The organism is Pseudomonas sp. Kh14 (assembly GCF_900291005.1).
GTDB lineage: Bacteria > Pseudomonadota > Gammaproteobacteria > Pseudomonadales > Pseudomonadaceae > Aquipseudomonas > Aquipseudomonas alloputida.
Map to the genome: position 1 here is coordinate 70,330 of NZ_OLKJ01000031.1, position 20,290 is coordinate 90,619.

General features: G+C 64.3%; 14 protein-coding genes. 7 read left to right on the plus strand and 7 right to left on the minus strand.

What is annotated here, in order from left to right:
* Positions 1-29: 29 nt before the first annotated feature.
* Positions 30-1,589 carry a threonine ammonia-lyase, biosynthetic gene (gene ilvA / locus FQ668_RS16280; protein ID WP_019437511.1) on the minus strand — a complete coding sequence of 520 codons (1,560 nt, stop codon included), beginning with the start codon at positions 1,587-1,589 and terminating at the stop codon, positions 30-32.
* A 181-nt stretch (positions 1,590-1,770) separates the two neighbouring features.
* Positions 1,771-2,202, minus strand: coding sequence for a PACE efflux transporter (locus FQ668_RS16285; RefSeq protein ID WP_019437510.1), 432 nt, complete (start codon positions 2,200-2,202; stop codon positions 1,771-1,773).
* 192 nt (positions 2,203-2,394) lie between these two features.
* Here FQ668_RS16285 and nrfB point away from each other — a divergent pair, with 192 nt between their 5' ends.
* The 4 genes from nrfB to FQ668_RS16305 all read left to right on the plus strand — a co-directional run bounded on the left by nrfB (position 2,395) and on the right by FQ668_RS16305 (position 9,626).
* Complete coding sequence (gene nrfB, locus FQ668_RS16290; RefSeq protein ID WP_014590810.1) at positions 2,395-4,569, plus strand: cyclic di-3',5'-guanylate-activated glycosyltransferase NrfB; 2,175 nt, start codon at positions 2,395-2,397, stop codon at positions 4,567-4,569.
* Complete coding sequence (locus FQ668_RS16295; protein ID WP_019437508.1) at positions 4,566-7,571, plus strand: phage receptor; 3,006 nt, start codon at positions 4,566-4,568, stop codon at positions 7,569-7,571. Before nrfB ends, FQ668_RS16295 begins: the two co-directional genes overlap by 4 nt.
* The gene (locus FQ668_RS16300; RefSeq protein WP_019437507.1) at positions 7,571-8,410 is read left to right on the plus strand and encodes a DUF4434 family protein; all 840 of its coding nucleotides are present in this window, start codon (positions 7,571-7,573) and stop codon (positions 8,408-8,410) included. Before FQ668_RS16295 ends, FQ668_RS16300 begins: the two co-directional genes overlap by 1 nt.
* A 124-nt stretch (positions 8,411-8,534) precedes the next feature.
* Complete coding sequence (locus FQ668_RS16305) at positions 8,535-9,626, plus strand: diguanylate cyclase (RefSeq protein ID WP_019437506.1); 1,092 nt, start codon at positions 8,535-8,537, stop codon at positions 9,624-9,626.
* Positions 9,627-9,656: 30 nt separating this feature from the next.
* Here the strand turns inward: FQ668_RS16305 and FQ668_RS16310 are convergent, their stop codons facing one another.
* Positions 9,657-10,958 (minus strand): ATP-binding protein, encoded by a 1,302-nt coding sequence (locus FQ668_RS16310; RefSeq protein ID WP_014590806.1) that lies wholly within the window; start codon positions 10,956-10,958, stop codon positions 9,657-9,659.
* A gap of 6 nt (positions 10,959-10,964) precedes the next feature.
* Positions 10,965-11,666: a response regulator transcription factor gene (locus FQ668_RS16315; protein ID WP_019437505.1), complete on the minus strand. Its 702-nt coding sequence runs from the start codon at positions 11,664-11,666 to the stop codon at positions 10,965-10,967.
* Between the two features lie 245 nt (positions 11,667-11,911).
* Here FQ668_RS16315 and FQ668_RS16320 point away from each other — a divergent pair, with 245 nt between their 5' ends.
* The 3 genes from FQ668_RS16320 (at position 11,912) to mobA (ending at position 16,864) form a co-directional block, all read left to right on the plus strand.
* Entirely contained in the window at positions 11,912-13,087 is a 1,176-nt protein-coding gene (locus FQ668_RS16320; RefSeq protein WP_019437504.1) for an efflux RND transporter periplasmic adaptor subunit, read from the plus strand.
* Positions 13,088-13,098: 11 nt separating this feature from the next.
* The gene (locus tag FQ668_RS16325; protein WP_135199003.1) at positions 13,099-16,227 is read left to right on the plus strand and encodes an efflux RND transporter permease subunit; all 3,129 of its coding nucleotides are present in this window, start codon (positions 13,099-13,101) and stop codon (positions 16,225-16,227) included.
* A 61-nt stretch (positions 16,228-16,288) separates the two neighbouring features.
* Positions 16,289-16,864 (plus strand): molybdenum cofactor guanylyltransferase MobA, encoded by a 576-nt coding sequence (mobA, locus tag FQ668_RS16330; RefSeq protein WP_019437502.1) that lies wholly within the window; start codon positions 16,289-16,291, stop codon positions 16,862-16,864.
* A gap of 140 nt (positions 16,865-17,004) precedes the next feature.
* On the opposite strand, the gene FQ668_RS16335 is transcribed toward mobA, so the two are convergent.
* The 3 genes from FQ668_RS16335 to qhpC form a co-directional block, all read right to left on the minus strand.
* Entirely contained in the window at positions 17,005-18,678 is a 1,674-nt protein-coding gene (locus FQ668_RS16335) for a fatty acid CoA ligase family protein (protein WP_019437501.1), read from the minus strand.
* Between the two features lie 134 nt (positions 18,679-18,812).
* Complete coding sequence (gene peaD, locus FQ668_RS16340) at positions 18,813-19,934, minus strand: quinohemoprotein amine dehydrogenase subunit beta (protein ID WP_019437500.1); 1,122 nt, start codon at positions 19,932-19,934, stop codon at positions 18,813-18,815.
* A gap of 31 nt (positions 19,935-19,965) precedes the next feature.
* Positions 19,966-20,289, minus strand: coding sequence for a quinohemoprotein amine dehydrogenase subunit gamma (qhpC, locus tag FQ668_RS16345; RefSeq protein ID WP_014590799.1), 324 nt, complete (start codon positions 20,287-20,289; stop codon positions 19,966-19,968).
* Position 20,290 lies beyond the last annotated feature (1 nt).

The following is a 20,290-nucleotide window of genomic DNA, read 5'->3' on the forward strand; positions in this document are numbered from 1 at the left end:
GACACGCTTGCATTGGCCACACAGGCGCGTCAGCCCAGGAACAGCTTGTACGCCGGGTTGTCAGTCTCGTCCCAGTACCGATATCCCATCTCGTCCAGCGTCACCGGCAAGCCCGCCAACTCGTCCTCTGGCACTTCCAAAGCAGCGAACACCCGCGCCTGCGCCGCACCATGGTTGCGGTAATGGAACAGGCTGATGTTCCAACGCTTGCCCAACCGCTCCAGAAACCCCAGCAACGCCCCTGGCCGTTCGGGGAACTCGAAGCGCAGTACCCGCTCATCAGCCCCTGACGCGGCATGCCCACCCACGGTATGGCGCACATGCAGCTTGGCCAGCTCATTGTCGGTCAGGTCCAGCACGCTGTACCCCTGCTCCCGCAAGCTGGCCAGCAACTGCTCACGGGGGTCATGCACCGGGTGGGTCTGCACGCCCACGAACAGGCGCGCCTCCTTGCCGGGGTAGAAGCGGTAGTTGAATTCTGTGATCTGCCGCTTGCCCAGTGCCTGGCAAAAGGCCCGGAAGCTGCCCGGCTGTTCCGGAATTGTCACCGCGATGATCGCCTCGCGCTGCTCGCCCAACTCGGCCCGCTCGGCCACATGGCGCAAGCGGTCGAAATTGACGTTGGCCCCGGAGTCGATGGCCACCAGGGTCTGTCCCTGCACACCTTCACGCGCCACGTACTTCTTGATACCGGCCACGGCCAAGGCCCCGGACGGCTCGGTGATCGAACGGGTGTCGTCGTAGATATCCTTGATCGCCGCGCACAGTTCGTCACTGCTCACCGTCACCACCTCGTCGACGAAGTGGCGGCACAGCTCGAAGCAATGGGCGCCGATCTGCGCCACCGCCACACCATCGGCAAAGGTGCCGACCTGCGGCAGGATGACGCGTTCGCCGACGGCCATGGCAGCCTGCAGGCAGTTGGAATCCACCGGTTCGACGCCGATCACCTTCACGTCAGGGCGCAGGTACTTCACGTAGGCGGCGATACCGGCGATCAAGCCGCCACCGCCCACGGGCACAAAGATAGCGTCCAGCGCCCCCGGGCGCTGACGTAGGATTTCCATGGCCACGGTACCCTGCCCGGCGATCACATCCGGGTCATCGAACGGTGGCACGAAGGTCGCGCCTTCGCTGTCGGCCAGCTTCAGTGCGTGGGCCAGCGCATGGGGGAAGCTCTCGCCATGCAGCACCACATGCCCGCCGCGCGAACGCACGCCTTCCACTTTCAACGATGGCGTGGTGGTGGGCATGACGATGGTTGCCTTCATACCCAGATGCGATGCGGCCAAGGCCACGCCCTGGGCATGGTTGCCCGCCGAAGCGGTGATCACCCCGCGCTCACGCTGCACATCGGTCAGTCGCGACAGGCGGGTGTAGGCCCCCCGGATCTTGAACGAAAACGTAGGCTGCAGGTCTTCGCGCTTGAGCAACACCTGGTTGCCCAGGGCAGCAGACAAGGCCGGGGCCGGTTGCAGGGGCGTTTCAATGGCCAGGTCGTACACCGGCGCCGCAAGAATGCGCCGCACCTGCTCCGACAGCAATTGCTGGGGGGTGACGGTAGTACGAGGGACACTGAAACTGGTCATCGATGACTCCTTGGCTATTTTTACGTTGCCCAGGAGTCAGAGAGAAAAAACCCGCCTCCAGGGCGGGTTCGGTGCACGTACGCGCTAGCCCGCCAAGCTGATAATGGCGGTAATAATAATGGCGTTCACGTGCGGGAATGTATTCATGGGGTAGGAACTTAGCCTGCCTCGCAGCCGAAAGTCAACACTTGGCCTGCTGCGCCGAAAGCGGCACATCGAACACCTTGTCGAAGCCCCACTGGAAGACAAAGGCGTAAACGAAGAAGAACACGAACAACGCCAGGTTGGTCAGCAGTGCGGCCCACAGGCTCACGTCCAGCCAGTACGCCACCAGCGGCAACAGGATCACCACCAGCCCACCCTCGAAGCCCAGCGCATGCAGCAGGCGCCGCAGGAAAGTGCGCTCACGTTTGGGCTGGCGCGCTTCCCAACGTTCGAATGCCCAGTTGTAACCCATGTTCCAGCTCATCGCGATGCCTGACATGAGCACCGACAGCACGGTCGACTGCGCCATGCCGGCGCCGAACGCCAGCTCCAGTGCGGGCGCCACACAGGCGACGGCGATGGCCTCATAGAGAATGGCCTGGACGATCTTGCGGGCCTTACCTTGCATGTTCAGCTCCCTGAATGAACGACCTGTAAAGCTACAAGATGCAGCCCGCAAGAAACAGCCCGAAATTTGGACAATCCCGCATTCGGCTGCTTGTATCTATCCCGTACATGACAGTGACATCTCCTGCACCTTCGTCGAGGGAACGAGCGAGGATAAGACGATGGCCCACTCTGCCCTGCCGGTGGCTGACACATGAGCCTGGTATTCATCGATTTTCTCACTTACCTGCTGTTCGGCCTGAAGCTCCTGGCGATCACCCTTGCCTCGTTGATGTTCCTGCTGGGCCTGGACGACCTGTTCATCGATCTGTGCTATTGGGGGCGCACGCTGATCCGGCGTTTTCGCATCTACGGCAAGTTCGAAAGGGCCGATGAGAAGCGCTTGTACGAAGTCCCGGAAAAACCTTTGGCCATCATGGTCCCTGCCTGGAACGAAGTTGGCGTGGTCGGTGAAATGGCGCGCCTGGCCGCTTCGACCATCGACTACGAGAACTACCAGATCTTTGTCGGCACCTACCCCAACGACCCGCAAACCCAGGCTGACGTGGACGCGGTGTGCCTGCACTTCCCCAACGTGCACAAAGTGGTCTGCGCCCGCCCCGGTCCCACCAGCAAGGCCGACTGCCTGAACAACATCATCGACGCGCTGCTGCGCTTCCAGCAGGACGCCGGCATCGAGTTCGCCGGTTTCATCCTGCATGACGCCGAAGACGTGATCTCGCCGATGGAGCTGCGCCTGTTCAACTACCTGCTGCCGAGCAAGGACATGATCCAGATCCCGGTGTATCCCTACGCACCGGAATGGAAGGGCTTTACTGCCGGCCACTATGTCGACGAGTTTGCCGAAAACCACGGCAAGGACGTGATCGTGCGCGAAGCGCTGACCGGCCAGGTCCCCAGTGCCGGCGTCGGCACCTGCTTCAGCCGCCGCGCCATCAGCGCACTGCTCGAGGACGGCGACGGCATCGCCTTCGACGTTCAAAGCTTGACCGAAGACTACGACATCGGCTTTCGCCTGAAGCAAAAAGGCATGAAGTGCATTTTCGCCCGCTACTCCATTACCGACCCGGCGCTGACCCTGAAGCAGGAATGGCGCCCAGGCATGAGCCGCGAATTCTCCCAGGTGATCTGCGTGCGCGAGCACTTCCCGCGTGACTGGCAGCATGCCATCCGGCAGAAGTCGCGCTGGATCGTCGGCATCGTGTTCCAAGGCACCAGCAACCTCGGCTGGAGCCGCAAGGGCGCGCTCAACTATTTCCTCTGGCGTGACCGCCGCGGGCTGTTCGCCTACCTGCTGAGCTTCCTGGTCAACCTGTTACTGCTGGTGTTGCTGGCCATGTGGCTAGTCACGGTCATTGCGCCGGAGTCGTGGCGCTTCATGTCGATCCTCAGCGACAGCTGGTTGCTGTCGACCCTGCTGTGGCTGAACGGCCTGATGCTGCTCAACCGGCTGTTCCAGCGCGCCTGGTTCGTCACCCGCTTCTATGGCATCGGCGAGGGCCTGCTGTCGGCCCCGCGGATGATGTGGAGCAACTTCGTCAACTTTTTCGCCAACCTGCGTGCACTGCGCCAGGTAATGGAAATGGGCGATTCGCGGCGCGTGGCCTGGGACAAGACCACCCACGAGTTCCCCGCCATCGCCTCCCCGGCTCGCACACCACTGGGCCAGCGCCTGGTGGCCAAGGGCCTGATCACCGACGAACAGTTGCAGCAGGCCATCACCAGCCCGGTTCGTCGGCGCCTGGGCCGCGAATTGCTACTGCGTGGCTGGCTGAACAGTGAGCAGTTGGTGGCCACCCTGGCCGAACAACTGGACCTGCCCTGGGCACCGCTGAACCCGTTCAAGCTCAGCCCGCAACTGATCGCCAAATTGCCGCGCAAGCTGGCCACCCATTACGGCGTACTGCCAGTGGACGAAGACGGCGACACCTTGATTCTGGCCAGTGAAAGCCCGGTCAGCCAGGTGTCGCTGGGTGTGATCAGCCGCCAGCTGAAACGCCCGGTCAAGGCACGCCTGGCCCCCCAGGGCCGGGTCACGCTGGGCCTTCGCTACCACTACCCAAGCCCCTGGCAGCATCAAGAAACCCGAGACATGCTGGCTGTGCTTGAACGCCACCAGGACGACGAAGCGCTGCTGGAGCGGGTCAGCCATCACCAAGTCATGCTAGGCGCGCTGCTGCAGGTGCGCGGCATGGTCCCTGTCACCCTGTTCAACCAGGCGTTGATCGACTTCGACCCCGAACACCAAAGCCTCGGTGAGCACCTGATTGCCCGCGGCATCATCACCAGGCAGGTGCTGGAGCAGGCCCTGATCGAACAGGCCAGCGAACAGCAAGTGGCGATTGATCTGACCCGGGAGGTGGCATGAAGCCGCGTTTTTCCCTCACCTTCACTGGCCTGCTGCTGTGCTCCGCCGCCCTGCCCGTTGCCGCTTCGGCGCCGATGACCGACTTCCAGCGGTTCACCAGCTTTCCGTTCATGGACCGCAGCTATCGCGAGGCCAGGAAAGACAACTGGGCTGAAGTCGAGCGCCTTACCCGCCATGTCCTGGGCCGGGTGCCGAACAACGACGAAGCCCGCGCCCTGCTGGTCGAAGCCCTGGCCCACCAGCGCCGTTACAAGGAGGCCCAAGCGCTGGCTGAGCAGCTAGGCGACAGCCCCGAATACGCCGACGCCCTGCTGGAGCTGCGCCTGACCTGGATCGAGCAGGACCCGCCACCGGCCAGCCAGGTGGAACAATGGCTGGCCGCCAGCGACGGCAACCACCGGGTACAGCTGTGGCAGGCCTACAGCCTGAGCCTGGCCAAGTTTGGTGGCGCCGCCAAAGCGCTGGGCTGGCTCAACCAACTGCCGCCCGGTGGGGACGGCCAGGTCCTGCGCCTGGCCCGGGCCACCTTCGCCGAACAGCTGCGCAACTGGAAAGAGACCATCGAGCAACTGCAGCCGCTGGCCGACACAGGCCAGTTGCCTGCCCAAGACTGGCAACGCCTGGCCAATGCCTATATCCAGCAAGTCGACGAAAAGGGCCTGACTGCGCTGCTGGCCCACGCCCCCTCCTGCGCAGCGGCCAACCTGACGCGGCTGGCCATGGCCAACCGCGCCATTGCCGTCGGCCACCACCAGCAAGCCCAACGCTGGCTGCAGTCGCTACCGCCAGATCAACTGCAGCAACCCGAGCAGCGCCAGCAACTTTGGCAACTGGCCCGCGAAGGCGACGATGCAGCGCTGGTGCGGCGCCTGAGCAACGACCTGCAGCGCCCCTGCCTTGAAACGGTCGACTGGCTGTCACATCAAGACCCGGACCTGGCCCGGGAACAGTTCAAGGCTTGCTCCGCCAGCGCCGACCCTCAGGCCTATGCCGTGCTCAAGCAGCGCTTGTATGGCGCCCCGCCGCCGCCCCCGCAGCCGCGCACCGCCGCTGAATGGGAACAACGCTATCGGCAGACCGGCGACCTCGCCGCCCTGGAACAAACCACCTTCCTGTTGACCGAACAGGGCCACGGCGATCACGCACGGCACTTGCTGGAGCAAGCCTACGACCGCCACCAGGGCCGCCTCGGCCCATCGCTGCTACAGCGTCTGGCCAACCTGTATGCCCGTGACGACGGGCCCCTGGACAGCCGCCGCATGCTCGGCCTGATACCCCGGGTCAACGCCAACACCCGCGCCCAGTTGCTCGGGCGGCTGGCTGAGGCCGGCCAGTGCGATGCCGTGCGCCAGGCAGTGCCGGCCACCCCGAGCGAACCTGGCCAGTACCGCGCCCTCGGCCGTTGCGCCATGCCCGACCAGCCAGGTGAGGCGGTGGTCTACTACCAGGCTGCCGAGCGTTTGGGCGACCCTGGCAACCGTCTACCGCTGGCCTACGCACTCGAAGCGGCCGGCGACTCCGAAACCGCCCAGCCCATCTGGCGCAGCCTGCCAGACAGCGCCTTTACCGATAATGCCCGCCTCACCGCTGCCCGCGGCGCGCTGAATGCAGGCGACGCCGATGCAGCACGCCGCTACTGGGACGCTGCCGCGCACCAGAGCGCTGATGACTGGGCGCTGGGCGCCGCCATCGCCCAGCGCCAAGGTGACCCGCAGGCCGCGCTGGGCTTCCAGCGCCAGGCGCTGGCGCACAGCCCGCGCGCCGACCACTACTACGCCGCGTCCAGCACCGCGCAACTGGCCGGCGACAGTGCGCAGAGCACCGCCTGGCTGGCCGAAGCCGTGCGCCTGGCCCCCAACCAGCCGCGCTATCGCGCCGACTACGGCATGCGCCTGGCTGGCTCGACAGACAAGGCTCAGCGCATGCAATCGATCCCCTACCTTGAACACGCCACTCACGACTTCCCCGAGGACTACCGCCTTGGCGAAACACTCGCCTTGCGCTACGACGAACATGCCGACAGCGCTGCGGCACGCCGCGAACTGCGCCGCATCCTCGACGTAGAGCAGAACCTGGTCGACGGTGATGACGAATACGGCAGCCTGGAGGCCCGCAAATACCGCCAGCGCCGCGCCCACGAGAGCCTGTCACGGCGCGACACCATTACCCTGGCCAGCACCTGGTCGCCGGCCGGCACCTCGACCAACGACAAGTTTCTCGACAACGGCCAGCGCAGCGGCAGCTCGCGCCGGGCGCAATCGCAGAACGTGCAGCTGGCCATGTGGGACCATGCCCTGGGCGAGGAGCCCAGCCGCGATGGCAGCACCCTGTCAGTGTATGGCCGGGTACTGTTCGGTGGCCAAAGCCGCACCGACTATGCCCAGAGCATGGGAACCGGTGTCGGCCTGCGCTACAAGCCGCTCGGCCAGGCCAACCTCAACCTGTATGCCGAGCTTTACCACCAGCGGCAGATCGACGAAGCACACTATCGCGGCCTAAGCCTTGGCCAGTTGCTGAGCCCGGCCAAGGTCGGCGGCAACTGGGGCGATTTGCGCCACCACGCCGAATCGAGCAATGACCTGCTGCTGCGCGCCACCGCCTCGTTCCTCGACCAGGGAGGCTGGCGCAACGATTGGCGCATCGATGAGGACGACTGGAACGAACGGTTCCTCTACCTCGATGCTGCCTGGTGGACCCGCGCCGGCGACCATGCCTGGCTGTCGCGCTACCAGCAGGGCCACGCCTGGAAGCTGCCGGGCAGCTCGCCGCAAACGCTCATGCCCTACGGCTTTGTCGAGTTCTCCAGCCAGGACCCCAGCAACGACTGGCGCCAGGACGCCCGCGTCGGGGTTGGCGTGCGCTGGCAATGGTGGTTCGACGACGACCGCTACAACGCCTACCGCGGCTCGCTGAAAGTGCGTGCCGAGTACCAGCAATCGCTGGGCGGTAACCTCTACGAGCGCGCCAACGGTGTGCTGGTCGGTGCGGAGATGACCTTCTGATGCGTACGCTCATCGCCTTCTGCCTGCTGGCCCTGTGCCTACCGGCCACAGCTGACCAGCGCCTGTTCTACCAACCCCTTAACCGCGATGCCAGCGTCACACCCGCCCAGTGGCAGCAACTGTGGCAAGCCACCGCGGCCAAGGGTGGCAAAACCCTGATCGTGCAATGGAGTGCCTATGGCGACAGCGATTTCGGCGGTGCCCAGGGCTGGCTGGCCAACAGCCTGCGCACCGCGCGCGCCGAGGGCTTGCAGCTGGTGCTGGGGCTGTACATGGACCCGGCCTACTACCAGCGACTCGACGAGCTGGATGGCGAGGGCCTGAACAGCTACTGGAAAGCGCAGCTGGGGCGGTCGCTCAGCCAGTACCAGCAACTGCGCCAGGCCTGGCAATTGCCAGTGGACGGCTGGTACCTGCCCATGGAACTGGACGACCAGCATCTACGCGAGACCGAACGGCGCGATGCGCTGTACAGCCAGTTGCAGGCCTTCAACCGCCAGTTGGACAAGCCGTTGCATATCAGCGCCTTCAGCACAGGCAAGCTGTCGCCGCGGGTCAATGCCGTCTGGCTGGATCAACTGGCCGGCTTGGGCTTGACTGTGTGGTGGCAGGATGGCGCCGGCACCGGGCGTTTGCCGGCGTTGGTGCGTCAGGGCTATGAGCAGGCGTTGCCGTGCCGGGTGGGTGTGGTGCGCGAGGCGTTCCGCCAGGTGAGCGCACCCGAGCAGGCGTTTCGGGCGGAGCCTGCCGAACCCAGGCTGAGTAGCGGGTGCCATGCCGAGGCAGTGTTTGCCTTGCGCTACCGGCCCTGGGCCCGGGGTATCTTGCCACAGCACTGAATCGCCAGGGCCGGCCTCTTCGCGGATAAACCCACGGGTCTCCCGCACCGTACGGCCCCTGTAGGAGCGGGTTTACCCGCGAAAGGTCCAGGCCTGAAAAAGTAGTAGCCTCCGGAGCCAACCGATGTTCAAGACCATCGAAGCCCACGTACGCCAGCAGGTCGCGCCCGCCGCCCTGCGCGCCGAGTTCCGCCAGCACGAATTCGAGTCCATGCGCTCATTCTGCCTGCTGGTATTCTCGATCAGCGTCCTGATCTGGCTGGTCTTCGACCTGATCGTCAGCTTCCTCGGCGACCAAAGCTTCACCTGGCTGTCCTTCCTGTTTATCGCCCTGCTCGGCAGCCTGATCGTAGTGCTGCGTTTCACCCGCCGCAGCCATCACTTCGACGTGCTCAACCTGCTGTTCATTACCGTCATCACCCTGGGCATGCGCCTGGTGATCGAAGGCATCCCGATAGCCCTGCGCCCAGTTTGGTTGGTGCTCGGGGTGTCCACCGTGCTGTATGCCATGTCGGTGCTGCCGGTGCGGCGCTGGTCATTCTTCTGCGCCATGGTCATCACCTGGGTGATGCTTAATCCGTTCTACCACACCCGCATCGAGCCCGATGCGCTCGAAGGCGCCATGCTGATCAGCTATGCCGTGTTTCTAAGCGGCCTGGTCAGCTACAGCTACCTGCAGATCCGCAATGCCAAGCTGCACAATTTCTACCTGTCCAAGGTGTTGCTGGAGCAGGCCTACGTCGATGCCCTGACCGACATTCCCAACCGCCGCTCGTTCATGGCCCAGGCCGACCGCCAGCTACGGATGGCGACGTCCGGGCAGTACCTGGCCATGATCGATATCGACAATTTCAAGCGGGTCAATGACCGTTTCGGCCATGACGTGGGCGATGAAGTGCTCAAGCGCGTGGCCCTGCATATCAAGACAAGCATGGCCGATCAGGCGTTTGCCCGGCTGGGAGGTGAAGAGTTTGCGATCTTCTTTGAAGGGCTGGATCAGCAAGGGGCCGAGCAGCGAGTGGCAGCGCTGTGCCAGCGCGTGCGCGAGGACACTGGCGAGCACCCGGTCACCATCAGCATTGGCCTGGCCAAGATCAACCGGGGAGAGAGCCTGACCACCGCGCTGGTCCGCGCCGACCAGGCGTTATATGAAGCCAAGCACACTGGCAAGGACCGCTTTGTGTCGTGGTCCAGCGAGCTGGCAGAGCAGGATTAGCAGGCCCGTCTCTTCGCGGTTGCAGCGCCCCTATCCTCCGGCGGGTAAACGAATCCTGAACTGCGCCCCACCCAGCGCCGACTGCGCCAGGGTCAAGGTGCCACCCTGCCCCTCGATCGCCCGGCGGCTGATTGCCAACCCCAGGCCAAAACCACCGGTGTTGCGATCGCGGCTGCGGTCCAGACGGTAGAACGGCTGGAAAACCCGCTCGCGCTCCTCCACAGGGACGCCAATCCCGTCATCCTCCACCGTCAGCAGACAGGCGCCATCGGCTTCCAGGCGCAAGCGCAGCAACAGGCTTTCATCGCAATAGCGCATGGCATTGCGCACCAGGTTCTGCACCGCGCGCGCCGTCAGCCGCGGGTCCAGTACAAAGCGCGGCAACTCACCCTCGGCCCGCACTTCCCATTGGATACCCCGGCCATCGAGCTCCTCGGCAAAGCCGCCAAGCACACTGTCGACCAGCTCCAGCAGCGATACCTCCACCCGCTCCCGCGCCTGGTCGGCGTTGTACAACCGGCTATAGGACAGCAGCTCCAGCACCAGTTCATCCAGCTCGCGCACATGCCCGACCAGCTCCAGCAGGCGCTTGCGGCTGGCTGGCGGCACTTCGTCGAACAGCAGCACCAGGCCGAAGTCCAGCCGGGTCAGTGGCGTGCGTAACTCGTGCGATACCGCATTGAGCAGTTCACGCTGCTGGTTGACATGGCGTTCCAGGTCACTGGCCATGGTGTCGAATACCCCGGCCAGTTCACCAATGTTGGAGTGAGGCGAAATGTGCGTACGCTCGGCCATCTGCCCCTGGCCCAGGCGCCGAGCGGTCTCCTTGAGGCGCTCCAGATCACGCCAGTGCGGCCAGACCCACAGCAGCAGGCAACCCAGCATGGCTGCACCAATCAATACGGTCACGCCCCACGACAGCACGTTGATGTCCAGCGGGTCTGGCGGGGAATGCAGGCTTACCAGCCACTCCTTGTCCAGCGGCGCCAGCACCGTCTCGTAATAGCCCCACTCGGCAATGCGCACTGCGTACAGACCATGCTCCAGGCGCGCCTGCTCTTCATCGCTCAAAGCGGCCTGGTCCATGCGCTGCAACTGCAGTTCCAGCGGCGCGAAATCACTGGCCAGCTCCTGCTCCACCGCTGACCACTGCTCGCGCGGGGCCTGGCGGAACTGGCGCACGATCAACGCCTGTACACCCTTGGCCTGGTCCAGGTTGTAGGCCATGAAGCGGTCGCGGAACAGGCCGACGATGGTGTCAGGGATGAACAGCAATGCACCGGCGTAGGCGACGATGATCACCAGGTACAACCGCACCAGGATCTTGAGCATGGCCGATCAGCACTCCCACTCGACACGGCTGAACAGGTAGCCCTTGCCCCACACCGTCTTGATCTTGCGCGCTTCGCCGGCGTTGTCGTCGAACTTGCGCCGCAGTTTGGAAATGGCCACGTCAACGGAGCGATCGGTGCCATTGAACTCGATGCCACGCAGTTGTTGCAGGATACGGTCGCGGTTCATCACCTCACCGGCATTGCGCGCCAGCACCACCAGCAGGTTGTACTCGCCGCTGGACAACTCCACCTCCTCCCCGCGCCAACTCACCGTGCGCTCGGCCAGGTCGATGCGCAGGCCACCAATCAGGATCAGGTCGTTGTCCAGGCGCGGTTCGTTGACACTGCTGCGGCGCAGCAGCGTGCGCACCCGGGCCAGCAGCACGCGTGGCTCACAGGGTTTGGTCACGTAGTCGTCGGCCCCCATTTCCAGGCCAAGCACCTGGTCATGGCTGTCGTCGCGGGCAGTCAGCATGAGGATTGGCAGGGTCTGCGACTCCTGGCGCAGCAGCCGGCACAGTTGCAGGCCATCGATACCCGGCAGCATCAGGTCAAGGATGACCAGGTCAGGCCTTTGCCGACGGTACTCGTCCAGCACATGATCGCCCCGGGCGATCACCTGGACATGGAAGTCGTTGCGTTGCAGGTAGCTGGCGATCAGCTCGGACAGGGCGCTGTCGTCTTCGACCAGGAAAATGTTCGGCATAGGTGCTTGGGCGTCTGGGTTGAAGTAAGCCTGTGGCGAGCACTTCGCCGGTAAACCCGCTCCTGCAGGTCCCCGTAGGAGCGGGTTCACCCGCGAAAGGGCCAGCACAGGCCCATGCAGAATATAGAACCCAACCACTCGAAAGGATCATTCTTCACACTTTTTCACACTCGCCCTACAGGTATTAACAGCCGCCCAGGCAGCGTCTGCCTTAGCATACACACGGTCATCATCGGAAGATCCGCATGCCTACTACCCTCTCCCCATGCCTGCGCCCGTTGGCGCTCATGGCATTGCTGAGCCTGTCCCTGACCGGCTGCAGCGACAGCGCCGAGCCAGACGAACAGGCCCCCACTGCGCAAGTGCGCGTGGAAACCCTGCAACTGCAGCCACTGGCCATCAGCAGTGAACTCAGCGGCCGTATCCTCGCGCCACGCACCGCCGAAGTGCGTGCGCGGGTCGCAGGCGTGGTGCTCAAGCGGGTGTACCGCGAAGGCAGCGACGTCAAGCAGGGTGATGTACTGTTCCTGATCGACCCGGCGCCGTTCAAGGCCGACCACGACAGCGCCCGCGCCACGCTGGCCAAGGCCGAGGCCACCCGGTACCAGGCGCGCCTGCAGGAGCAGCGCTACCGCGAGCTGGTCGACGACAAAGCCGTCAGCCGCCAGGAATACGACAACGCCAAGGCCAGTTTCCTGCAGGCCGATGCCGAAGTGGCCGAAGCCAGGGCGGCGCTGGAGCGCGCCCGGCTGAACCTCGGCTATGCCACCGTGACCGCGCCGATCTCCGGCCGTATCGGCCGCGCCCAGGTCACCGAAGGCGCGCTGGTCGGGCAAAACGAAACCACCCCGCTGGCGACCATCCAGCAGTTGGACCCGATCCATGCCGATGTCACCCAGTCTACCCGCGAGCTCAACGCCCTGCGGCGCGCCCTGCGCGCCGGCGAATTGCAGCAGGTGGGCGACGGCCAGGCACGCGCCACGCTGATCCAGGATGACGGCAGCGCCTATCCGCTGCCGGGCAAGCTGCTGTTCTCCGACATCAGCGTCGACCCCAGCACCAACCAGATCACCCTGCGCAGCGAGTTCCCCAACCCGGACCTCGACCTGCTGCCAGGCAGCTACGTGCGGGTACGCCTGGAACAAGCGGTGCAACCCAAGGGCCTGAGCGTGCCGCAACGCGCCATCCTGCGCGACAGCGCCGGTATGCCCAAGGTGCTGGTGGTGGACCAGCACGCCCGGGTCAGCGACCGTCAGGTAGTACTGGGCAGCGCCCAGGGTGACCGCTGGATCGTCAGCGAGGGCCTGGCGGCCGGTGAGCGGGTGGTGGTCGAGGGCCTGCAGCACGTCAAGGCCGGTGACCAGGTGCAGGTCGACAATACGCCCGCTGCCCCACCCATCGCACAGCATACCGGCCAGTGAGGGCCTGATTCATGCCGCAATTCTTCATCGATCGCCCGGTATTCGCCTGGGTGGTCGCACTGTTCATCCTGCTGGCCGGCGCGCTGGCCATCCCGCAACTGCCGGTGGCCCAGTACCCCAACGTGGCACCGCCGCAGGTGGAAATCTACGCCGTGTACCCAGGCGCCTCGGCGGCGACCATGGACGAAAGCGTGGTCAGCCTGATCGAGCAGGAGCTCAACGGCGCCGACAACCTGCTGTACTTCGAGTCGCAGAGCAGCCTGGGCAGCGCCACCATCACCGCCACCTTCGCCCCGGGTACCCACCCGGACCTGGCCCAGGTCGACGTGCAGAACCGCTTGAAAGTGGTCGAGTCGCGCCTGCCGCGCCCGGTCACCCAGCAGGGCCTGCAGGTGGAGAAAGTGTCCACCGGCTTCCTGCTGTTGGCGACCCTCACCTCCGAAGACGGCAAGCTCGATGAAACCGCGCTGTCGGACATCCTTGCACGGAACGTGATGGATGAAATCCGCCGCCTCAAGGGCGTCGGCAAGGCCCAGTTGTATGGCTCCGAACGGGCCATGCGCATCTGGATCGACCCGCGCAAGCTGATCGGTTTCAACCTCACGCCCAACGATGTAGCCGAAGCCATCGCCGCGCAGAACGCCCAGGTCGCCCCTGGCAGCATCGGCGATCTGCCCAGCCGCAGCACCCAGGAAATCACCGCCAACGTGGTGGTCAAAGGCCAGTTGAGCAGCCCCGAAGAGTTTGCTGCCATTGTCCTGCGCGCCAACCCGGACGGCTCCACGGTCACCATCGGGGATGTCGCCCGGGTTGAAATCGGTGCCCAGGAATACCAGTACGGCACGCGCCTGAACGGCAAACCGGCCACGGCCTTCAGCGTGCAGTTGTCGCCCGGCGCCAACGCCATGGAAACCGCTACCCTGGTACGGGCGAAGATGCAGGAGCTGGCGCGCTACTTCCCGGAAGGCGTCAAGTACGACATCCCCTACGACACCTCGCCGTTCGTCAAGGTGTCGATCGAGCAGGTCATCAACACCCTGTTCGAGGCCATGCTGCTGGTGTTCGCAGTCATGTTCCTGTTCCTGCAGAACCTGCGCTACACGCTGATCCCGACCCTGGTCGTGCCAGTGGCATTGATGGGCACCTTCGCCGTGATGCTGGCCATGGGCTTCTCGGTCAATGTGCTGACACTGTTCGGCATGGTGCTGGCCATCGGCATTCTGGTCGACGATGCCATCGTGGTGGTGGAGAATGTCGAGCGCATCATGGCCGAAGAAGGCTTGCCGCCCAAGCAAGCCACGCGTAAGGCCATGGGCCAGATCAGCGGTGCAATCGTCGGCATCACGCTGGTGCTGGTGGCGGTATTCCTGCCCATGGCCTTCATGCAAGGCTCGGTGGGGGTGATCTACCAGCAGTTCTCGCTGTCGATGGCGGTGTCGATCCTGTTCTCGGCGTTTCTCGCCCTCAGCCTGACCCCGGCATTGTGCGCCACCCTGCTCAAGCCCGTGGCCAAAGGCGAGCACCATGAACGCAAAGGCTTCTTCGGCTGGTTCAATCGCCGCTTCGAAAGCATGAGCAACGGCTACCAGCGCTGGGTGGTGCAGGCGCTCAAACGCAGCGGCCGCTACCTGCTGGTGTACGCGGTGCTGCTGGCGGTGCTGGGCTACGGTTTCAGCCAGCTGCCTACGGCATTCCTGCCCACCGAAGACCAGGGCTACACCATCACCGACATTCAACTGCCGCCGGGCGCCAGCCGCATGCGCACCGAACAGGTAGCCGCGCAGATCGAGGCGCACAACGCCGAAGAACCGGGCGTGGGCAACACCACCTTGATCCTCGGCTTCAGCTTCTCCGGTAGCGGGCAGAACGCGGCGCTGGCCTTCACCACCCTCAAGGACTGGTCCGAGCGCGGCGCCGACGACAGCGCCCAGTCGATCGCCGACCGCGCGACCATGGCCTTCACCCAGCTCAAGGACGCGATTGCCTATTCGGTACTGCCGCCCCCCATCGACGGCCTCGGTGAGTCGACCGGTTTCGAATTTCGCCTTCAGGACCGTGGCGGCATGGGCCACGCCGAGCTGATGGCAGCCCGTGACCAGCTGCTCGAAAGCGCCAGCAAAAGCAAGGTGCTGACCAACGTGCGCGAAGCCTCGCTGGCGGAAAGCCCGCAGGTGCAACTGGAAATCGACCGCCGCCAGGCTAATGCACTGGGTGTGTCGTTTGCCGATATCGGCACGGTGCTGGACGTGGCCGTGGGCTCCAGCTACGTCAACGATTTCCCCAACCAGGGCCGTATGCAGCGGGTGGTGGTGCAGGCCGAAGGTGACCAGCGCAGCCAGGTCGAAGACTTGCTGAACATTCACGTGCGCAATGACAGCGGCAAGATGGTACCACTGGGTGCGTTCGTGCAGGCCAGGTGGGTCAGCGGCCCGGTGCAACTGACCCGCTACAACGGTTACCCGGCGGTGTCGATCTCAGGCGAGCCAGCCGCCGGCTATAGCTCGGGCGAGGCCATGGCCGAAGTCGAGCGGCTGGTGGCGCAGCTACCGGCCGGTACCGGCCTGGAATGGACCGGCCTGTCACTGCAGGAGCGGCTGTCCGGTAGCCAGGCACCCATGCTGATGGCGCTGTCGCTGCTGGTGGTGTTCCTGTGCCTGGCTGCGCTGTACGAAAGCTGGTCGATCCCGACTGCGGTACTGCTGGTCGTTCCGCTCGGTGTGCTCGGTGCGGTGCTGGCGGTGACCTTGCGCGGCATGCCCAACGACGTGTTCTTCAAGGTTGGCCTGATCACCCTGATCGGCCTGTCGGCGAAGAACGCCATCCTGATCATCGAGTTCGCCAAGCATCTGGTAGACCAGGGCGTAGACGCCGTCGACGCCGCCGTGCAAGCGGCCCGCCTGCGCCTGCGGCCGATCGTGATGACGTCGCTGGCGTTCATCCTCGGCGTGGTGCCCCTGGCCATCGCCAGCGGCGCAAGCTCTGCCAGCCAGCAGGCGATTGGCACCGGGGTGATCGGCGGGATGCTCAGCGCCACCCTGGCGGTGGTTTTCGTGCCGGTATTCTTCGTGGTGGTGATGCGCCTGTCCGGGCGACGCCAGGCGCATGACAGTGACGGGCAACCCGTGCCCCGCGAAAGCTGACTGGACAAGCCCCGTGTGAAATGGGAGGGTTCCCGGCAATGACTGCCCGGAACCCTTTTTCATGCCTGACGCACTCCCCCCCTGCTCCATACTCATTCTCGCCGGTGGCCGCGGCCAGCGCATGGGCGGCCGTGACAAGGGCCTGGTGGACTGGCAAGGCGAGCCGTTGATTGCACATGTTCATCGAGCGGTGCGGCCACTGAGCGACGACCTGGTGATTTCCTGCAATCGCAACCAGGCGGCTTACCGGGCATACGCCGACCAGTTGGTGGGCGATGCAGAAGCCGACTTCCCCGGGCCGCTGGCGGGGGTGATTGCCGGGCTCAGGGTGGCACGTCATGGGTGGGTGGTGGTGCTGGCTTGCGATGCGCCGCTGGTTGATCGCGAATTGATCGAGGGCCTGCTGCGGCTGGCAGTGGCCGGTAACAGCGCGGCAATGGTGCGTCAGGGTGGTTTTTGGCAGCCGATGTTCAGCGTACTGCCCAAGCGGGTGTTGCCGGTGCTGGAACAGGCCTGGGCAGCGGGTGAGCGGAGTTTGCAAAAGGCCTTGCTGCGGGAGGCGGTGCAGGGGCTGGAGTGCGCCGAGAGTGATCGCCGGCTAAGCAACTTCAACAGCCCGGAGCGGCTGCAGGACTGAGGGCATGACACCGTTAACACAGGTAATTCACTGGCCAGCAGGACCGGCCCTTTCGCGGGTGAACCCGCTCCTACGGGCGAGCGCGCAGGCGGTTCAAATCTTGAGCAAGGCCGTTGCTTTTACCCAGGGCGCGTAAAAGGTCATCTGGCAGACAGCTCTTCGACACTGATCTCGCGCATCCGGAATTTCTGCACCTTGCCCGTAACCGTCATCGGGAACGCGTCGACAAAACGGAAATACCGGGGCACCTTGAAGTGCGCAATCCTTGCCCTCGCCCACTCACGCAACTCTAGCTCACTGACAGCATGCCCAGGGTGCAGCCGCACCCAGGCCACGATCTCTTCACCGTACTTGCTGCACGGCACGCCAATCACCTGCACATCGGCCACCGCCGGGTGGGTGAAGAAGAACTCCTCCAGCTCACGCGGGTAAATGTTCTCGCCGCCGCGAATGATCATGTCCTTGCTGCGTCCGACAATCCGCACATAGCCCTGCTCGTCCATCACCGCCAGGTCGCCGGTGTGCATCCAGCCCTCTGCGTCGATGCTCTCGGCGGTGGCCTTGGGGTTGTTCCAGTAACCCAGCATCACGCTGTAGCCGCGGGTGCACAGTTCGCCGATCTCGCCACGTGGGACAGTGTTGCCTTCGGCGTCCACCACCTTGCTCTCCAGCCGAGGCTGGGTGCGACCGACGCTGGTCACGCGACGCTCCAGGTCGTCAGCGGCACCGGTCTGCAAGGACACCGGGCTGGTTTCGGTCATGCCATAGGCAATCTGCACTTCGGCCATGTGCATCTCGCCAATCACCCGGCGCATCACCTCGATCGGGCAGGTCGCGCCGGCCATGATCCCGGTGCGCAGGCTCGACAGGTCGAATTCACCACGCTGCGGATGGTCCAGCTGGGCAATGAACATGGTCGGCACGCCATACAGCACAGTGGCTTTCTCCTGCGCCACTGCGCGCAGCGTGGCCAGCGGATCGAAGGCATCGCTGGGGTAAATCAGTACGCTGCCGTGGGTCATGCAGCCAAGGTTGGCCATGACCATGCCGAAGCAGTGGTACAGCGGCACCGGCACCACCAGCCGATCGTGCTCGGTAAGGCCCAGGCTTTCACCGACCATGTACCCGTTGTTGAGGATATTGCTGTGGCTAAGGGTGGCCCCCTTGGGGAAACCGGTGGTGCCTGAGGTGTACTGGATGTTGATCGGGTCGTCGCAACGCAATTGTGCCTGGCGCGCGACCAGGGCCTCGCCGCTGACAACCTCGGCACGGGCCTGCAATGCGTGCCAGGCCAGAAACCCCGGCGGTGGCGACAGCGCCAGGCTGACCACGCCACGCAGTTCGGGGAAGCGCTCGCAGATCAGCGCACCCGGTTGGCTGCTGGCCAGGCCCGGGAGCAGGCCCTGCAGCATGGCGTGGTAATCGGAAGTCTTGAATGCGTCGGCACAGATCACCCAGCGGCAGCCGGACTGGCCAAGGGCATAGTCCAGTTCGCTGGAGCGGTAGGCCGGGTTGATATTGACCAGAATCGCGCCAACCTTGGCGCTGGCGAACTGGGTGATGCACCACTCGGCGCAGTTGGGTGCCCAGATGCCAAGGCGGTCACCGGGCTGCACGCCCAGGGCCATCAGCGCGCGGGCGTGCTGGTCGACGGCGTCGGCCAGTTGCCGCCACGTGTAGCGCAGGGCCTGATGGTGAACCACCAGCGCCTCACGGTCGGGGAAGCGGGCCACGGTGGCGTCGAAGGCGTCACCGATGCATTGGGTAAGCAGGGGCTTGTCCTGGTTGCCCTGGGTGTAGCTTGGCTGGGGCATGGGCGTTCTCTTGTTGTTCTTGTGTTTTCTGTGCTGGCCTCTTCGCGGGTAAACCCGCTCCTACAAAAACCTCCACCGGCCTCAAATGTGGCGCCGTCCTTTGTAGGTTTACCCGCGAAGAAGCACACACCGGTTTAGCGAACGAACACCTGCGGCGTCGTGGTAGACATGTCACCACCCGGCAACTTGATGTTCTTTACCTTTTCCAGCGTATCCGGGTTGAACACCGCCAGGTCGTTGAAGGTGCCGCCCAGGTAAAGCTTGTCGCCCTTCTTGTCGAACGTGACGCAGTAGTAGGTGTGCTCCAGATTAGCCGCCTTGATCAGCTTGCGCTGTTTGATGTCGTACTTGGCCAGGCGGTTGAGCACGCCGTAGATCTGGTTCGGGTCCTTGGGCGAGCGCAGGCCGGTGAAGTACAGCTCGGTCAGGTCGGCGAACTCCTGGGTGTGGGTCTTGCCGGTCTTCAGGTCGATGCTCAGGTAGCCATACAGCAGGTCGGCGGTGGCCGGGTCCTGCTTGTCATCCTTGAACCTGGCAATGGTGTACAGCATGGTGAACTCATGGCGCGGGCTCTGGTGCGGCCAGAAGTACAGCACGTCCGGGCCGCTGTAGCCTTTGCGGTTCCAACTGCGCAGCGGCAGGGCCACCGTGTACTTGCCGGTCTTCACGTCCATCTTGTAAATGTCCGGCCCGGCAACGTACAGGCTGCCATCGTCGGAGGCGCGCATCAGGTACACCTGGCGCGGCATCGGGAAGGTACGTACGGGCTTGGCCTGAAGGCCATCAGCGGTGCTGAACACCTCCAGCCGCGGTGGTTTGACCACGTAATGGTCGTTCAGCCTCTGGGTCGGGTTGACCGTGGCGTACACCTCTTTGCCGTCAGGGCTGATGGCGAACGAATAGATCGACCGGCCGACCTCACCGGCTACGCTGGACAGGTTGGCGTGGAAGGTGTTCTTGCAAGTGTCCAGGTCGATGCCGTAGATGTCGCCGTAATGGTTATTGAGCACGTAGGCGGTGCGATTGTCCGGCGCCATCATTGCGGTGCCAGGGCCAAACTTGTCCGGCATCCGGCAGCTCTTGTAGACCGTGTCACTGGCCACATCGACCACATGCAGGTTGTTCGGGTAGTTGGTCACGATCATGTATTCGTGGCCAGCCTTGAGTGCCGGGCCAGTGTCGTCGGCCTGTGCCAGCCCGGCGCAAGCCATGGCGGCGATGGTGAGCGCCAATGGCGCGCAGCGTCCAGCTTTCATGCGGTTTCCCCTTGTCATTCTTGTTGGGCCGTCACTTGTCTTTCGGGAACACGGTGCCGAGGTTGCGCCAGTCCTCTGCCGAGTTGGTCGCCTGGGCGTTCCAGTCCTGGTAGGTGCTCATCATGTCCGGCACCTGGGCCGGCCACCAGCAAGGGTCGGAACAACCATAAAGGTCGGCCTCCATCGGCTGACACAGCGAGCTCACGCCGCCAAAGGCGTCCACCTCCCAGCCTGGGTCGGTAGTGGCCGTGCAGCCGGCCACCGCGCTCATGGCCATCACTTCTTCGACACGGTCTTCGGCGGCGGCCTGCTCCAGGATGCGCGCCTTGTTGTTCAGGGGCTTCAAGTGCTTCATG

Bases quoted from the DNA above. Each gene is read 5' to 3' on its own strand.
- peaD (WP_019437500.1), bottom strand. From the start codon at position 19,934: ATGAAAGCTGGACGCTGCGCGCCATTGGCGCTCACCATCGCCGCCATG.
- FQ668_RS16315 (WP_019437505.1), bottom strand. From the start codon at position 11,666: ATGCCGAACATTTTCCTGGTCGAAGACGACAGCGCCCTGTCCGAGCTG.
- FQ668_RS16285 (WP_019437510.1), bottom strand. From the start codon at position 2,202: ATGCAAGGTAAGGCCCGCAAGATCGTCCAGGCCATTCTCTATGAGGCC.
- FQ668_RS16305 (WP_019437506.1), top strand. From the start codon at position 8,535: ATGTTCAAGACCATCGAAGCCCACGTACGCCAGCAGGTCGCGCCCGCC.
- qhpC (WP_014590799.1), bottom strand. From the start codon at position 20,289: ATGAAGCACTTGAAGCCCCTGAACAACAAGGCGCGCATCCTGGAGCAG.
- FQ668_RS16295 (WP_019437508.1), top strand. From the start codon at position 4,566: ATGAAGCCGCGTTTTTCCCTCACCTTCACTGGCCTGCTGCTGTGCTCC.
- FQ668_RS16325 (WP_135199003.1), top strand. From the start codon at position 13,099: ATGCCGCAATTCTTCATCGATCGCCCGGTATTCGCCTGGGTGGTCGCA.
- ilvA (WP_019437511.1), bottom strand. From the start codon at position 1,589: ATGACCAGTTTCAGTGTCCCTCGTACTACCGTCACCCCCCAGCAATTG.
- FQ668_RS16335 (WP_019437501.1), bottom strand. From the start codon at position 18,678: ATGCCCCAGCCAAGCTACACCCAGGGCAACCAGGACAAGCCCCTGCTT.
- mobA (WP_019437502.1), top strand. From the start codon at position 16,289: ATGCCTGACGCACTCCCCCCCTGCTCCATACTCATTCTCGCCGGTGGC.
- FQ668_RS16310 (WP_014590806.1), bottom strand. From the start codon at position 10,958: ATGCTCAAGATCCTGGTGCGGTTGTACCTGGTGATCATCGTCGCCTAC.
- FQ668_RS16320 (WP_019437504.1), top strand. From the start codon at position 11,912: ATGCCTACTACCCTCTCCCCATGCCTGCGCCCGTTGGCGCTCATGGCA.
- FQ668_RS16300 (WP_019437507.1), top strand. From the start codon at position 7,571: ATGCGTACGCTCATCGCCTTCTGCCTGCTGGCCCTGTGCCTACCGGCC.
- nrfB (WP_014590810.1), top strand. From the start codon at position 2,395: ATGAGCCTGGTATTCATCGATTTTCTCACTTACCTGCTGTTCGGCCTG.